At 68.2% G+C, this 14,326-nt stretch carries 14 protein-coding genes; 3 read left to right on the forward strand and 11 right to left on the reverse strand.

Features of this window, described 5'->3' with window-relative positions:
- Positions 1–67: 67 nt before the first annotated feature.
- From ftsY to PWS46_RS03330, 8 genes are all read right to left on the reverse strand, one after another.
- The gene (gene ftsY / locus PWS46_RS03295) at positions 68–1,447 is read right to left on the reverse strand and encodes a signal recognition particle-docking protein FtsY (RefSeq protein ID WP_434617991.1); all 1,380 of its coding nucleotides are present in this window, start codon (positions 1,445–1,447) and stop codon (positions 68–70) included.
- A gap of 22 nt (positions 1,448–1,469) precedes the next feature.
- Complete coding sequence (gene mtaB, locus PWS46_RS03300; RefSeq protein WP_434617993.1) at positions 1,470–2,738, reverse strand: tRNA (N(6)-L-threonylcarbamoyladenosine(37)-C(2))-methylthiotransferase MtaB; 1,269 nt, start codon at positions 2,736–2,738, stop codon at positions 1,470–1,472.
- Positions 2,728–3,009 (reverse strand): DUF2442 domain-containing protein, encoded by a 282-nt coding sequence (locus tag PWS46_RS03305; RefSeq protein WP_434617996.1) that lies wholly within the window; start codon positions 3,007–3,009, stop codon positions 2,728–2,730. The genes mtaB and PWS46_RS03305 overlap by 11 nt, the downstream gene beginning before the upstream one ends.
- 4 nt (positions 3,010–3,013) lie before the next feature.
- Complete coding sequence (locus tag PWS46_RS03310) at positions 3,014–3,274, reverse strand: DUF4160 domain-containing protein (protein WP_434617999.1); 261 nt, start codon at positions 3,272–3,274, stop codon at positions 3,014–3,016.
- Positions 3,267–4,118, reverse strand: coding sequence for a diaminopimelate epimerase (gene dapF / locus PWS46_RS03315; RefSeq protein ID WP_434618002.1), 852 nt, complete (start codon positions 4,116–4,118; stop codon positions 3,267–3,269). Before dapF ends, PWS46_RS03310 begins: the two co-directional genes overlap by 8 nt.
- A 91-nt stretch (positions 4,119–4,209) precedes the next feature.
- Complete coding sequence (locus PWS46_RS03320; RefSeq protein ID WP_434618005.1) at positions 4,210–4,638, reverse strand: GtrA family protein; 429 nt, start codon at positions 4,636–4,638, stop codon at positions 4,210–4,212.
- Positions 4,638–5,690: a glycosyltransferase family 2 protein gene (locus PWS46_RS03325; protein ID WP_434618008.1), complete on the reverse strand. Its 1,053-nt coding sequence runs from the start codon at positions 5,688–5,690 to the stop codon at positions 4,638–4,640. The genes PWS46_RS03320 and PWS46_RS03325 overlap by 1 nt, the downstream gene beginning before the upstream one ends.
- 70 nt (positions 5,691–5,760) lie before the next feature.
- Positions 5,761–7,419: a hypothetical protein gene (locus PWS46_RS03330; RefSeq protein WP_434618011.1), complete on the reverse strand. Its 1,659-nt coding sequence runs from the start codon at positions 7,417–7,419 to the stop codon at positions 5,761–5,763.
- 295 nt (positions 7,420–7,714) lie between these two features.
- Between PWS46_RS03330 and leuD the strand changes: the two genes are divergently transcribed.
- Both leuD and leuB read left to right on the forward strand, forming a co-directional pair.
- Positions 7,715–8,326 (forward strand): 3-isopropylmalate dehydratase small subunit, encoded by a 612-nt coding sequence (leuD, locus tag PWS46_RS03335; RefSeq protein ID WP_434618013.1) that lies wholly within the window; start codon positions 7,715–7,717, stop codon positions 8,324–8,326.
- A 71-nt stretch (positions 8,327–8,397) separates the two neighbouring features.
- Positions 8,398–9,513 (forward strand): 3-isopropylmalate dehydrogenase, encoded by a 1,116-nt coding sequence (gene leuB / locus PWS46_RS03340; protein ID WP_434618016.1) that lies wholly within the window; start codon positions 8,398–8,400, stop codon positions 9,511–9,513.
- Between the two features lie 79 nt (positions 9,514–9,592).
- Here the strand turns inward: leuB and PWS46_RS03345 are convergent, their stop codons facing one another.
- Together PWS46_RS03345 and PWS46_RS03350 are read right to left on the reverse strand one after the other, a co-directional pair.
- Positions 9,593–9,883, reverse strand: a complete 291-nt coding sequence (locus tag PWS46_RS03345; protein ID WP_109050568.1) for a general stress protein — start codon at positions 9,881–9,883, stop codon at positions 9,593–9,595.
- A gap of 140 nt (positions 9,884–10,023) precedes the next feature.
- The gene (locus tag PWS46_RS03350; RefSeq protein WP_434618019.1) at positions 10,024–10,905 is read right to left on the reverse strand and encodes an HpcH/HpaI aldolase/citrate lyase family protein; all 882 of its coding nucleotides are present in this window, start codon (positions 10,903–10,905) and stop codon (positions 10,024–10,026) included.
- Positions 10,906–11,096: 191 nt separating this feature from the next.
- Between PWS46_RS03350 and pdxY the strand changes: the two genes are divergently transcribed.
- Positions 11,097–11,957 (forward strand): pyridoxal kinase PdxY, encoded by an 861-nt coding sequence (gene pdxY, locus PWS46_RS03355; protein WP_434618021.1) that lies wholly within the window; start codon positions 11,097–11,099, stop codon positions 11,955–11,957.
- Positions 11,958–11,987: 30 nt separating this feature from the next.
- On the opposite strand, the gene PWS46_RS03360 is transcribed toward pdxY, so the two are convergent.
- On the reverse strand, positions 11,988–14,192 hold the full coding sequence (locus tag PWS46_RS03360) for an ATP-binding protein (protein WP_434618024.1): 2,205 nt from the start codon (positions 14,190–14,192) through the stop codon (positions 11,988–11,990).
- Positions 14,193–14,326 lie beyond the last annotated feature (134 nt).

The following is a 14,326-nucleotide window of genomic DNA, read 5'->3' on the forward strand; positions in this document are numbered from 1 at the left end:
TTCGGCCAACCTCCGCCGCTTACCCATTCGGCGATGACCACCCGGCCTCCGCTCCCGCTCCTGCCGCTCAGTCGGCGTTCAGCCCCATCAGCGACTTGGCGAAGGCATCCGCATCGAATGGGCGCAGGTCATAGACGCCTTCGCCGACGCCGATGGCGTGGACCGGGATCTTGAACTTCTCCGCCAGCGAAACCAGCACGCCGCCACGGGCGGAGCCGTCCAGTTTGGTCAGGATCAGGCCGTTGACGTTGACCATGTCGCGGAAGATCTCGACCTGGCTGTGCGCGTTCTGGCCGGTGGTGGCGTCCAGCGTCAGCAGGGTGGTGTGCGGCGCCGTTTCGTCCAGCTTCTTGATGACGCGGACGATCTTGCGCAGTTCCTCCATCAGGCCGGTCTTGTTCTGCAGGCGGCCGGCGGTGTCGATCAGCAGCACGTCGACCTTCTCGGCCCGTGCCCGCTCCAGCGCGTCATAGGCGAGGCCGGCGGCATCGGCCCCGGTGTCGCGGGCGACGACCGGGCAGCCGGTGCGCTCGCCCCAGATCTTCAGCTGGCTGACGGCGGCGGCGCGGAAGGTGTCGCCGGCGGCCAGCATCACGCTCTTGCCCTCCGCCTTGAACTGGCGGGCGAGCTTGCCGATGGTGGTGGTCTTGCCGGTGCCGTTGACGCCGACGACCAGGATGACATGCGGCTTCAGCGCCGGATCCAGCACCAGCGGCTTGGCGATCGGGGTGATGATCTTCGACACCTCGGCGGCCAGCGTCGCCTTGACCTCCTCCGGTGAGACCTCCTTGCCGAAGCGGGTGCGCGCCAGTTCCGCCGTGACCTTCGCCGCGGTGACCGGGCCGAGGTCGGCGGTGATCAGCAGCTCTTCCAACTCCTCCAGCGCTTCGTCGTCCAGCTTGCGCTTGGTGAAGATGCCGGTGATGCCGTCGGTCAGCTTGGACGAGGACTTCGACAGCCCTTCCTTCAGCTTGGCGAACCAGCCCTTCTTGGTCGGCGGCGCTTCCTCGGCAGCAGCAGGGACAGCCGCGACCGGGGCCGGGGCGGGGGATGGGGCCGCTATCGGAGCCGGCGGCAACTCGGGAACGGGTTCCGGCTCCGGGGCCGGAGGCTGAGCGACCGGGGCAGGGGCCGTCGGAGTGGAGGCAGGCGGCGGTTCGGCCGGCGGGGGCACCACAGGCGGTGCGATCGGCGCCGGTGCGGCAGGCGGCTGGGCGGGCGGAGCCGGTGGCGCAGGCGGGATATCGGGGCGCGGCGGTGCGGGCGCCATTTCCGGCACCGGCTCGACCTCCGGCATCGGCGGCGCAGCCGGCGGCTCGGGCGTCTTTTCCTGTTCCGGTTCCGGCGCCGGGGTGGCGGAGTCCAGATTCACCGATTCGGTCTTCGCCGCCTCGTCCTTGGGAGCGGTCTCTTCGGGCTTCTTGCGGCCGAACCAGCGGAAAATCATGGAGTGTCCACTATAAGAGGGGTCAGAGCGGGGCGCCGGTCAGCACGCCGTTCTCGATGCCGGTGATGACGGCGGGCACCAGCGAGCCGGGCGCGAAGGTCCGGCCCAGGCGGATCGCGGCGAAATGCTCGGTGCGGCCCAGATCGTCCTTCTCCACCAGCACCGTGGCGGTGCGGCCGACGAGGCTTGCCAGCGTGCGGGCCTCCGCCGCCTCGCCGATGGCGCGCAGGCGGGCGGCGCGTTCCTTGCGGACGGCACCGTCGACCTGCGGCATGCGGGCGGCCGGCGTGCCGGGACGCGGGCTGTAGGGGAAGACATGCAGCCAGGTCAGGCCGCACTCCTCCACCAGCCTCATGGTGTTCTGGAACATCTCCTCGGTTTCCGTCGGGAAACCGGCGATGAAGTCGGCACCGAACACCACATCGGGCCGGATCGAGCGCACCCGCTCGCAGAAGGCGATGGAATCGGCGCGGCCGTGGCGGCGCTTCATCCGCTTCAGCACCATGTCGTCTCCGGCCTGCAGCGACAGGTGCAGGTGCGGCATCAGGCGCGGCTCGTTCTCGATCAGGCGCCACAGGTCGTCGTCCATCTCGATGCAGTCGATAGAGGACAGGCGCAGCCGCGGCAACTCCGGCACCAGCGCCAGCAGCCGGCGCACCATCTGCCCCAGCGACGGCGAACCCGGCAGGTCGGGGCCGTAGCTGGTGATGTCGACGCCGGACAGCACCACCTCGTTGTAGCCGGCCTTCACCAGCGCCTGGACCTGTTCGACGATGCCGCCGATGGGAACCGAGCGCGAGGGACCGCGGCCATAGGGGATGATGCAGAAGGTGCAGCGGTGGTCGCAGCCCTGCTGAACCTGGACGAAGGCGCGGGCGCGGTCCTCGAAGCCGCCGATCAGGTGACCGGCGGTCTCCTTCACCGACATGATGTCGTTGACCAGCACCTTTTCGGCCGGGGGAAGGCCCCAGCTTTCCGGCTGCAGCTTCTCCTGGTTGCCCAGCACCTGATCGACCTCCGGCATCGCCGCGAAGCGCTGCGGGTCGATCTGCGCGGCGCAGCCGGTGACGACGATGCGGGCGTCCGGCCGCTCGCGCCGCAGCTTGCGGATGGTCTGCCGCGCCTGCCGTTCCGCTTCGGAGGTGACGGCGCAGGTGTTGACGATCACCACGTCGTCCAGCCCGGCGCTGCGCACATGGTTGCGCATCACCTCGGACTCGTAGGTATTCAGGCGGCAGCCGAAGGTGACGATCTCAGGGCCATCGGTCTTCAGGGCGACATCATCGGGCATGCTGAGCCCCTCCCATACCGGGCAAAGGGGCACCGGTGATCGAAGAATAAAGAACGGCTGGATCTAGATCGGCCCCGTTCGGCCAGACCACCGTCCCAAGCTCCGGGTCGACGCGAACCGCAGCGAAGGTTTCGGGTTCGCGCAGTACGGCAAACACTCCGGTGAATGGAACCAGGGCGGAAACGTCGACATTCCCCTCCGCACCATCCTCGAATCGGAGGTGCAGGCGGTAGCCGTCGAGCGGCTTTGCGGCGACGATATCCTTCATCATCGGTTCATTCCAGCGGAGCAATCGGAGCCAGTGGCGCGTGCATGCGTGCCAGTTCCCAGTCGTTCTTCAACTCTTCCCTATGTAGGGCAGCCCATTCCGTGACAAGCCCCAAGGTTCTCGGGGAAAGTTCACCTTCCATGATCCCGAGCGTTGTGATGTCGATCACGGCTTTCTGGTTGCCATACCGCACATGGAAATGCGGAGGCGCGTGATCGTTGTAATACATGGCTATGATGATGCCGAAAAACCGGCAGATTTCAGGCATCGACCTGTCCGCCAGAAACCAATTCGGCCGAAAGCCGGCCACTGAAGCTCAGCGCCACCGGGCCGGTCATCAGAACGCGGTCGTCCTCGGTCCATTCGATGGTGAGCGTGCCGCCGTCCAGCAGGATGTCGGCCTTGCGCCCGGTCAGGCCGCGGCGGGCGGCGGCCACCAGCGTGGCGCAGGCGCCGGTGCCGCAGGCCTGGGTGATGCCGGCGCCGCGCTCCCACACCCGCATGCGGATGGTGCTGGGCGACAGCACCTGCGCGAACTCGATGTTGGAGCGTTCGGGGAAGGTCGGGTGGTTCTCGAACACCGGACCAACCTCGGCCAGCGGCACCGCCTCGGCATCGTCGACGAAGAAGACGGCGTGCGGGTTGCCCATATTGACCGCGACCGGACCTGAGAAGCCGTCATGCTCCACCGATTCGACCCGCAGCGTGTCGGTTGGGGCGGCCAGCGGGATGGCGCTCCAGTCCAGTCGGGGCAGACCCATGTCGACGGTGATGCGGCCGTTGTCGGCGCGGGAGGCGTGCAGCAGTCCGGCGGCGGTCTGGAAGCTGGCGCGGTCGCGCCCGCTCTCCTCCATCAGCAGCCAGCCGACGCAGCGCGACGCGTTGCCGCACGCCGCGGCCTCGCTGCCGTCCGCGTTGTGGATGCGCATGAAGGCGTCCGCCCCCGGCGCGTCCGTGCCTTCCAGAATGATGAACTGGTCGCAGCCCACGCCGGTCTTGCGGTCGGCGATGGCGCGCACCTCCGCCGCAGAGGGGCGGTAGGGTTCGGAACGGGCGTCGATCACGACGAAGTCGTTGCCGAGGCCGTGCATCTTCAGGAATTCGCGGGTCATGGCCGCCGTTATATGGCGAGCCGCGGGGATAAGTCCATAAGGCGCCGCGCAACGCAGATTCGCGGGCGCCTCCAGATGGCTACGTCCCCCTCTACGCCCCCTTGAACACCAGATGCTTCGACGCCGCGAAGTTGAAGAACATGCCGGCGATGGAGCCGGCGGCCACCGCCAGGAACGGATGCTCGGCTACCATCTGCACGCTGGACTCCAGCCCCACCGACACGCCGTAATTCACCACGCCGCCAATGGCGTTGGCGGCGATGAATTTGGCCCACTGACGGTGCAGAGGCTCGGTCGCGGCGCCACGGAAGGTGAAGGCGCGGTTCAGCGCCCAGGTGGCGGTCGCAGCAGCGAAGAAGGACGGGACGCGGGCGGCGAAGAACTGCAGTCCCAGCGCCAGGCCGGCGTAGAGCACGATGGTGTCCACCACCAGCCCGATGACGCCGACGACGCCGAACTTGGCGAACTGCACCCCCAGCCGGCCGAGCCGGCTGTCCAGCAGGCTTGCGACCGATGCCATCACCGGCGCTCGTCCCCGCGGGCGCCGGCCAGCGGCGGGTGGTTGCCCGGCGCGCGCAGCGACAGGTAGCTCATGCGCTTGGCCTCGCGGCGGCCATGGGTGACGGTGTCCAGGATCAGGCCGCAGGTCAGGCTGAGGAAGGCCAGCAGCATCAGCCCGGTGGCGAGCAGGGCGGTGGGGAAACGCGGGACCAGCCCGGTCTCGAAATAGGTCGCGATCACCGGCACGCCCAGGATCATCGACAGCAGAGCCAGCAACCCGAAGGCGGCGGAGAAGAAGGGCAGCGGCCGCTCCTCCTTCACCAGGATGATGATGGTGCGCAGGATGCGGATGCCGTCGCGGATGGTGTTCAGCTTGCTGTGCGATCCGGGCGGACGATCCTTGTAGGGGGTCTTCACCTCGGCGATCGGCATGCGCAGCTCCAGCGCATGGACGGTCAGTTCCGTTTCGGTTTCGAAACCGCTGGCCAGCGCCGGGAAGGACTTCACGAAGCGGCGGGAGAACACCCGGTAGCCCGACAGCATGTCGCCGATGCGGCTGCCGAAGATCTTGGCGACCATGCCGGTCAGCACGAGGTTGCCGAAGCGGTGGCCGGGGCGGTAGGCGGCGACGATCTCCGTCACCCGCGCGCCGTTGACCATGTCCAGCTGCTCGTCCCACAGCCGCTTGACCAGTTCCGGAGCGCTGGGGGCGTGATAGGTGTCGTCGCCGTCGACCAGCACATAGACGTCCGCCTCGATGTCGGCGAACATGCGGCGCATGACATTGCCCTTGCCCTGCAGCGGCTCGCGACGGACAACGGCGCCGGCAGCGCGCGCGACCTCCACCGTCCGGTCCTTCGAGTTGTTGTCGTAGACATAGACGATGGCGTCGGGCAGGGCCGCGCGGAAGTCCTGCACCACCTTGCCGATCGCCGCCTCCTCGTTGTAGCAGGGGATTAGCACCGCGACGGTGGGGGCCGGGCCGGCCTGCAAGGCCGCCGCCGGCGTTCCGGAAGCGTCAGCGGCCGGGGTGGGGCGGTCGGCAGGGCGGTCGAGGGTCGATACGGTCATGGCGCTGGCTTCTGGCTGGAGACGGGACAGGCACGGCTGTCAGCGGCGATAAACAGCACAAACCCGCCGATTATTCCACTGTCTCCCGATTGCCGCCCGACCGGTCGACGTCGCAGAGGTTCAGCGTCTCGCCGAGATTGTTGTGAATGGGCCGGCAGCGCTGCGGGTCGAGCCGCAGGCCGAGCAGCGCCGCCGCCTTCGCCGCGCCGGGGGTATCGGGGATGGTGCTCAGCATCAGGAAGGGGCCGCGGTGGGACGCCACCTTGTCATTCATGATGGCGAGGTAGCCGTTGCCGACCGAATCCGGCTGCAGGAAGTTCGATTGGATGCGCACGAAGGTGACGCGCGGCGGGAAGGACGGAATGACGTGCGAGATGGCCCAATAGCCGGCCATCAGCACCATGGTATCGTCCGGGTCGTCGATGGGCGGCACCTCCGCCGTCACCCAGCTGTCCGCCCAGGCGACGCGCCCCCAATCGGCCGGCTGCACCGTCAGTTGCACCAGCGCCAGCACCGCCACCGCCAGCCCGATGCGCAGCCGGCGCGCCAGCGGCAGCAGCCCAACCGCCATCACCAGCCCCAGCGGCGCCAGCATCTCCAACGGCACCAGATAGCGGTAGATGCAGAACATCACCACCCACAGCGCGTAAGTGACGCTCAACGCCGTCAGCAGGAAGCGCGTCGCCGGCACCTCGGTCAGCCACTCGTTCCGCTTTCCCATCGACCGGCCGGCGACCGCACAGACGAACCCGACCGGCACCAGAACGAACAGCGCCAGCACCCGCAGGTCGAACCACGGCACCTCTCCCACCGTCAGCGGATGGAAGGTAAAGACGAAGGGGAAGAACAGCCGCTGCCACAGGCCGGGCGGGAAAAAGCTGACATTGACGTAGTCGGAGATGGCGGCGAAAGGCGACCGGAAGATGTGGTTCATGTGCGGGAAGACCGGGTTCCCGTAATCGTGCCACAGATGGGCCATCCAAACGCCGCCGCCCAGCGCCAGCCCGACCAGCACGCCGATGCCGAAGAAGAAGGCCAGCCACAGCCGCCGCCATTGCCGCGCCGGCAGGGCCAGGAAGCCCAGGCACAGGCCGACCGCATAGATCACCGTCGGGTTCTTCAACCCCATGGCCGCCCCGGCCAGCAGCCCGGCCGCCGCGACCCGTGCGAAGCTGGGCAGCGGCCGTCCGTCCAGGATGCCGGGAAGGCTGCCGGCGACCACCACCGCGGCCCCCAGCACGCCCAGGCTGACCACATTGTCCTGGAAGGTGGTGCCGATCAGCCCCAGCGTCCCGCCGCCGAGCCCGCCCATCACCGCCAATGCCATCGCAACCAACGCCCGTTTCAGATCCGGAACGTTCCGCAGGCAGAATGATGCAAGCAGGTATAGCAGCGACAGGTTGATCCCCTGCAGCGTCCCCCACAGGAAACCCGCCGTCCGCGCCGGCAGATGGGTGGCCAGCCAATAGAAGGGCACGTCGAGGAAGGGGCTGTAGAAGCTCGGCATCTGCGCCACCAGCAGATCGCGCCCGATCCGCCCCGTCAGCATCGCATAGCCGTTGTACCAGTGGTAATTCCGCAGGTCCCAGTTCGCATCCATGCCGAAGGCCAGCGTCAGCAGCCCATAGGCCGGCGGGGCCAGCAGCAGGAAGGCGATGCCGATCAGGCGGGCGCGGCTATCCGATCGGCGGTCTGATGGGCGGTCTTCGCGGAAGGCGGCTATCGGCATCGGAACGGGACAACCCTGCTGTTGCGCGGTATTGTCCTTAGGTGGCGGCCGCGCTCTCCGCAAGGGGAATGCCGGTTCCGGCGCTGCGTTTCGGGGTCCGCAATCGGGCCGGACAGGGACGATCCCTGGTCGTTCGCGCAACAAAGATGCGCGGCAGTGCATTCGCGCATGCCTGTTCGCTCATTGCGTGCCGGGAAAAGGGCAAGCTTCCTCTGGCAATGGCTTGTTCGGTCTGCTATTCACCACGCTCTGCATGCGCACGCTTGCGCCTTCTTGCGCGACAGGATTTCTGGCGATGGAAAAGTTCACGGTTCTCACCGGCGTTGCGGCGCCGCTGCCGATGATCAATGTCGATACCGATATGATCATCCCGAAGCAGTTCCTGAAGACCATCAAGCGGACGGGGCTTGGCAAGCATCTGTTCGACGAGATGCGCTACACCCCCGACGGGCAGGAGATCCCGGACTTCGTCCTGAACAAGCCGGCCTACCGCAAGGCCAGCATCCTGGTTTCCGGCGACAATTTCGGCTGCGGCTCCTCGCGTGAGCATGCGCCGTGGGCGCTGGCCGACTTCGGCATCCGCTGCATCATCGCCCCCAGCTTCGCCGACATCTTCTACAACAACTGTTTCAAGAACGGCATCCTGCCGATCAAGTTGCCGAAGGAGCAGGTCGACCTGCTGCTCGACGACGCGTCGCGCGGGTCGAACGCCGTCATCACGGTCGACCTTGAGAAGCAGACCATCACCGGCCCGGACGGCGGCACCATCTCCTTCGAGCTGGATCCCTTCCGCAAGCATTGCCTGCTGAACGGCCTGGACGACATCGGCCTGACGCTGCAGCAGGCGGCCCACATCGACGGGTACGAGGGCAAGCAGCGCGCCGGCCAGCCGTGGATGTGGGGCTGACCGCGCCCATCCTCCCCCGATCTCCTCAACTTCTGTCTTCTTGACGTCTGACATTTGGGAGTGCGCCCGCCATGGCCGCCAATAAGAAGCTTCTGTTCCTCCCCGGCGACGGTATCGGCCCGGAGGTGATGCGCCAGGTTCGCCGGGTCATCGACTGGATGGACCGCAAGCGCAAGATCACCTTCGACGTGTCCGAAGGCCTGGTCGGCGGCGCGGCGATCGACGCCCACGGCGTTCCGCTGTCCGACGCCACGCTGGCCGAGGCGCTGGCGGTGGACGCGGTGATGCTGGGCGCCGTCGGCGGCCCGAAGTGGGACAACCCGACTGACTACACCAAGCGTCCGGAAGCCGGCCTGCTGACCCTGCGCAAGGAACTGGGTCTGTTCGCCAACCTGCGCCCGGCCGTGGTGTTCGACGCGCTGGTCGACGCCTCGACCCTGAAGGCCGACGTCATCCGCGGGCTGGACATCCTGATCGTCCGCGAGCTGACCGGCGGCGTCTATTTCGGTGAGCCGCGCGGCATCACCGACATCGGCAACGGCGAGCGCCGCGGCGTCAACACCCAGGTCTACACCACCTCGGAAATCCGCCGCGTCGCCCGCGTCGCGTTCGAGCTGGCCCGCAAGCGCGGCAACAAGCTCTGCTCGATGGAAAAGGCGAACGTCATGGAATCCGGCCTGCTGTGGCGGCAGGAAGTGACCAAGCTGCACGGGGAAGAGTTCCAGGACGTCGAGCTGAGCCACATGTACGCCGACAACGGCGCCATGCAGCTGCTGAAGAACCCGAAGCAGTTCGACGTGATCGTCACCGACAACCTGTTCGGCGACATCCTGTCGGACGAGGCGGCGATGATGACCGGCTCGCTCGGCATGCTGCCGTCGGCCTCGCTGGGCGCCCCGGATGCCAACGGCAACCGTAAGGCCCTGTACGAGCCGGTGCACGGCTCCGCCCCGGACATCGCCGGCCGTGATCTGGCCAACCCCTGCGCGACGCTGCTGTCCTTCGCGATGTGCCTGCGCTACTCGTTCAACCTGGACGAGGATGCCAAGCTGATCGAGCGGGCCATTCAGAACGTGCTGGGCGGCGGCATGCGCACGGCCGACATCATGGCCCCGGGCATGGCGCGCTGCTCCACCACCGTCATGGGCGACTCGATCCTGCGCGAGCTGGACAAGCTGGCGTCCTGATCGGTCCCTGAACGGCGTTCAGGAAAAAGCCCCCGTCCGCAAGGACGGGGGCTTTTTCGTCTGCACGGTTAACAGCGCTTCAATCGCCCCCGGCCGGGCGGTCGGCCGTGCGACCGCCATGGCTCGCCTGTCCGCCCTTGCGGCCGGCTTCCGCCGCCAGCGAGGGGTTCTTGGAGAAGCTGCGCGAGGAGGCGGGGACACTGCGCCCGCCCTTGCGCCCGGCTTCCGCCGCGAGTTCCGGATTCTTTGAAAAGCTGCGTTTGTCGGCCGGCACGCTTTCGCCGCCCTTGCTGGCGATCTGACGTTGCCGATCAGGGTCCATCGACGCGAAGCCGCGGCCCGACGTCCGATTGCTCTCTTTCGAGGCCATAACCAACCTCCGACTGTGCCTTGTTGAATCGACAACCGGACAGCCGGGGGGTTGGTTCCAAATCACCGATAAATTCTGCAACCGGAATTGTCGGTGCGGCGATCATTTCGTTTCGGGAACGGTCGTGCCGCAGCCGTTGCTCACCCCGCAGCTTGCAGTTTGGCGATGGCGTCGGCCAGGGTTACCAGCCGGCGGGCGTTCTCGACATGCAGGTTCTCCACCAGCTTGCCGTCGACCAGCACCACGCCCTTGCCGGATGCCGCGGCCTCCGCATGGGCGGCGATGATGCGGTGGGCCTGGGCGATCTCCTCGTCATCCGGGGCGAAGGCGGCATTGCAGGCGGCGATCGTCTTGGGATGGATCAGCGTCTTGCCGTCGAAGCCCAACTCGCGCCCCTGCCGGCAGGAGGCGGCGAAGCCCTCGTCGTCGTTCAGGTCCAGATGCACGCCGTCCAGCACCGCCAGCCCATAGGCCCGTGCCGCCAGCAGGCACAGCCCCAGGCTGGTGATCATCGGCAGCCGCTGCGCCGTATGGGCGGCGTGCAGGTCCTTGGCGAGATCCGAGGTCCCGAGCACCAGCGCGCCGACGGCGGGGGAGGCTCCGGCGATCTCCTTGGCGTTCAGGATGCCCAGCGGCGTCTCCATCATGCACCAGATGCTCTGGCCGGCCGGGGCGCCGGCGGCGCGCAGCACCGCTTCGGCCTGCCGCACCGCATCGGCGCTCTCCACCTTCGGCAGCAGCACGGCATCGGCGCCGCTGGCCGCCGCCATGCGCAGGTCGTCATAGCCCCAGGGGGTGTTCAGTCCGTTGACGCGGACGATCAGCTCCCGCCCGCCATAGCCGCCGGCCGACAGCGCAGCCGCGATGGTGTCGCGCGCCGTCGCCTTGGCGTCGGGGGCGACCGCGTCCTCCAGGTCGAGGATCAGCCCGTCGGCGGGCAGGCTGCGTCCCTTTTCCAGGGCGCGGGCGTTCGAACCCGGCATGTAGAGCACGCTGCGGCGGGGGCGGACGGTCGTGGCCATGGCGGTTTCCCGGAAATGCGGATGGTTGGAGAGGGCAGCTTTAGCCGCCGGCCGCCGCCCTGTCCATGGGCCAGGCCGTCACAGTGGCGCATGGGGCAGGCGCCCTGCATGGCAGCCATGCCACGCATCCCGGTCTTAGCCATGGAGTCGGCGGGTTTACGCAAGGCGGACCGTCGCTTACGCTTGGCCCCATGAAAAGCGTCCTCACCATCCAATCGCACGTCGCCTATGGCTATGTCGGCAACCGGGCCGCGGTGTTTCCGCTGCAGCGGCTGGGGATCGACGCCACGGCGGTGAACACCGTCCAGTTCTCCAATCACACCGGCTATGGCGCCTGGACCGGACAGGTCTTCACGGCGGAGCACATCGCCGAGATCGTAGACGGCATCGCCGCCCGCGGAGTGCTGCCGTCTCAGGATGCTGTGCTGTCCGGCTATATGGGCGCCGTCGAGCTGGGGCAGGTGATCGTGGAGACCGCGGCGCGGGTGAAGGGCGCCAACCCCAAGGCGATCTATTGCTGCGACCCGGTGATGGGCGATGTCGGCCGCGGCTTCTTCGTGCGGCCCGGCCTGCCGGAATTCATCCGCGACCACGCGGTGCCCGCCGCCGACCTGATGACACCGAACCAGTTCGAGCTGGAATATCTGACCGACCGCAAGGTGGAGACGCTGGACGACGCGCTGGCGGCGACCGCGGCGTTGCGGGCGCGCGGGCCGCGGCTGGTCCTGGTCACCAGCCTGACCCGCAGCGATGCCGATCCCGACAGCATCGAGATGCTGGCGGACGGCGCCGACGGCTCCTGGCTGGTGTCTACGCCGCGCCTGACCTTCGACCCGCCGCCCAACGGGTCGGGTGACGCGGTGGCGGCGCTGTTCCTCGCCCATTACCTGACCGCCTTCGACCCGGCCGCCGCGCTGGAAAAGGCCGCGGCGGCGATCTATGCCATCTTCGAGGCGACCAAGCGCATCGGCACGCGCGAGCTGCAGCTGATCGCCGCCCAGGACGATTTCGTCAACCCGCCGAGGCGCTTCACCGCGACCCGAATCCGCTGATCTGCCTGGGCCGCATGGGCCGACGCGGTGTCAGGCCGCAGGGGCCGCATGCCCGCCCATCTTGATGGAGCGATCGATCACCCGTTCCGCCGGCAGCCATACCCTCATCGCGGTCCCGGCCCCCGGCGCGCTGCGGCAGGTCAGCGTTCCGCCATGCAGGTCGATGAAGTTCTTCGAGATCGACAGGCCCAGCCCGGTGCCCTCGTACCTGCGGTTCGCGGCATTCTCCGCCTGACGGAAGGGCTGGAACAGGTCGGCCATGAAATCGGGCGGGATGCCGATCCCGGTGTCGGCCACCGTCAAAGCGAAGCCGCCATCCTTGTCCAGCCCGGCGGTGATGGTGATGCTGCCGCCGTTGGGCGTGAACTTCACGGCGTTGGACAGCAGGTTCAGGATCACCTGCTTGAAGGCCCGGCGGTCGACCCACAGGGTGGCGACGGCGGCCGTCGCCTCGTTGTGGATGGCGACCCCACCGGCGGCGGCGCGGTCGCGCACCATCATCAGGCATTGCCCGACCGCCTCATGCGCCTCGACCGCCTCTTCGCACAGCTCGAACTGGCCGGATTCCAGCTTCGACATGTCCAGCACGGCATTGACGATGTCCAGCAGGTGCCGGCCGCTGTCGTGGATGTCGGCGATGCAGGATTTCTGCCGGTCGTTGAGGGCGCCGAAGAACTCGCTGTCCAGCACCTCGGCGAAGCCGATGATGGCGTTCAGCGGGGTGCGCAGTTCGTGGCTCATGTTGGCGAGGAACTCGCTCTTCGCCCGGTTTCCCAGTTCCGCCTGCGTCTTGGAGGCGATCAGTTCCGCCTCCTGCTGCTTGCGGCGGGTCATGTCGCGGATGACGCCGACATAGATGCGTGGTTCGTCCGGACGCAGCGCGCCGACGGAGGCCGGGTAGGAGGCCGGGGCGCAGGGGCCGCCGCCCAGCCGCAGATCGCTGACGGTGAAGCCGACCGGAAAGGCGCGGCCGTCGCGGCGTATCGCGGTCAGGTCGCGGTCGTTGGCGCCGCCGCGGGCATCGGGGATCAGCGCCTCGATCGGCTGGCCGATCATCTCGCGCTCCGGCACGCCGAACATCATCTCGGCCGCCCGGTTGAAGGTGACGATGCGCCCGGCGCTGTCGAAGGTCACCACCGCATCCAGCATGGAATCGAGGATGCCTCGGATCCGGCGCGAGGCGCGGGCCAGCCGGGCCTGATCCTCCTCCCGCCGGGCGTGCTGGCGGACGACGAAGGCGGTCAGCAAGGCGATGGCGATGGTCATGACCGTGCCGATCGCGGTCCAGGCCGCCGTATCGCGCCGCCATTCGGCCAGCGCCGCCCCCACCGGCAACGTCGCCACGATGACGAAGGGATAGCCCTGCACCCGCCGCACGCTGACCAGACTGTCGATGCCCGCCCCCAAGCCGGGACCTGAACCGGGCATGGCGTCGCGGATGGTGGCCTCGTCATGCGCCGCCAACGCCTGCCACACCGCCGGCCAGTCGGTCAGCCGGACCGGCCCATTGTGGCCCGGTGGCCGGTCCAGCAGGATGGTGCCGTCGGCCAGCGCCAGGATCACGCTGCCCTTGCGGTCGATGCCCCGCGATTCCAGCGTCGCCGCCAGCCGGTTGGGGTCGACCATGGCGACCAGCACGCCGCGGAAACCGCCGTCGCGGTCCGTCCAGCGCCGGCTGAAGGGAATGACGCGCGTCCCCTCCCTCACCCGGCTGGCGATGGCGGCGCCGACATGCAGCCCCTGCCCGGCACCGTTGCGCGGCCCGGCGAAATAGGTGCGGTCCGACAGCGTCGCCGTCGGCAAAGGCGCCTCGGCCGAATGGTGCAGGGCGAAGCCGTCGGCGCCGACCACCACCAGATCGGCCAGTTCCGCGAAGGAATCGCGCCGCTCTCGCAGATGGTCATGGATGGCAGGGCTGCCGCGCCGGGCGCCGTCGGGCAGCGTGTCGAGCGCGAAGGCGAGGTCGCGCAGCAGTTGGTCGACCGAAAAGGCGGTGCGCAGAGTCTGCGATTCCAGCATGCGGGCAAGATCGCGGGTGGCACGCTCCCCCGCATCCAGCGCCTCGCGCCGGCCCAGCAGCATGCCGTATCCGATCAGCGCGTTGACCACGAGGATGAAGGCGAGGCCGGAGGCGGTCATCAGGAATCGCACCGATCCCAACCGGCCACGCAGCGCCCCCGCCAGCGTTGCGGCGGAGCGGGGCAGCGGCGGAGAAGGGGACCCGGGAACGGGCATCGGCGTGGCGGCTTCCAGTGGTGCTTGCGACCTGACGGCCCGTGTTGGTCAGACCGACCGCTACCCTAAAGAAAGTGTAACCGGACGGAAACATCTGCCGTCGGCACTGCGCGCAGATGCCGCGCCGCCGGGGG

This window comes from Azospirillum sp. B2RO_4, assembly GCF_051124815.1.
GTDB lineage: Bacteria > Pseudomonadota > Alphaproteobacteria > Azospirillales > Azospirillaceae > Azospirillum.

Bases quoted from the DNA above. Each gene is read 5' to 3' on its own strand.
- ftsY (WP_434617991.1), bottom strand. From the start codon at position 1,447: ATGATTTTCCGCTGGTTCGGCCGCAAGAAGCCCGAAGAGACCGCTCCC.
- mtaB (WP_434617993.1), bottom strand. From the start codon at position 2,738: ATGCCCGATGATGTCGCCCTGAAGACCGATGGCCCTGAGATCGTCACC.
- PWS46_RS03305 (WP_434617996.1), bottom strand. From the start codon at position 3,009: ATGATGAAGGATATCGTCGCCGCAAAGCCGCTCGACGGCTACCGCCTG.
- PWS46_RS03310 (WP_434617999.1), bottom strand. From the start codon at position 3,274: ATGCCTGAAATCTGCCGGTTTTTCGGCATCATCATAGCCATGTATTAC.
- dapF (WP_434618002.1), bottom strand. From the start codon at position 4,118: ATGACCCGCGAATTCCTGAAGATGCACGGCCTCGGCAACGACTTCGTC.
- PWS46_RS03320 (WP_434618005.1), bottom strand. From the start codon at position 4,638: ATGGCATCGGTCGCAAGCCTGCTGGACAGCCGGCTCGGCCGGCTGGGG.
- PWS46_RS03325 (WP_434618008.1), bottom strand. From the start codon at position 5,690: ATGACCGTATCGACCCTCGACCGCCCTGCCGACCGCCCCACCCCGGCC.
- PWS46_RS03330 (WP_434618011.1), bottom strand. From the start codon at position 7,419: ATGCCGATAGCCGCCTTCCGCGAAGACCGCCCATCAGACCGCCGATCG.
- leuD (WP_434618013.1), top strand. From the start codon at position 7,715: ATGGAAAAGTTCACGGTTCTCACCGGCGTTGCGGCGCCGCTGCCGATG.
- leuB (WP_434618016.1), top strand. From the start codon at position 8,398: ATGGCCGCCAATAAGAAGCTTCTGTTCCTCCCCGGCGACGGTATCGGC.
- PWS46_RS03345 (WP_109050568.1), bottom strand. From the start codon at position 9,883: ATGGCCTCGAAAGAGAGCAATCGGACGTCGGGCCGCGGCTTCGCGTCG.
- PWS46_RS03350 (WP_434618019.1), bottom strand. From the start codon at position 10,905: ATGGCCACGACCGTCCGCCCCCGCCGCAGCGTGCTCTACATGCCGGGT.
- pdxY (WP_434618021.1), top strand. From the start codon at position 11,097: ATGAAAAGCGTCCTCACCATCCAATCGCACGTCGCCTATGGCTATGTC.
- PWS46_RS03360 (WP_434618024.1), bottom strand. From the start codon at position 14,192: ATGCCCGTTCCCGGGTCCCCTTCTCCGCCGCTGCCCCGCTCCGCCGCA.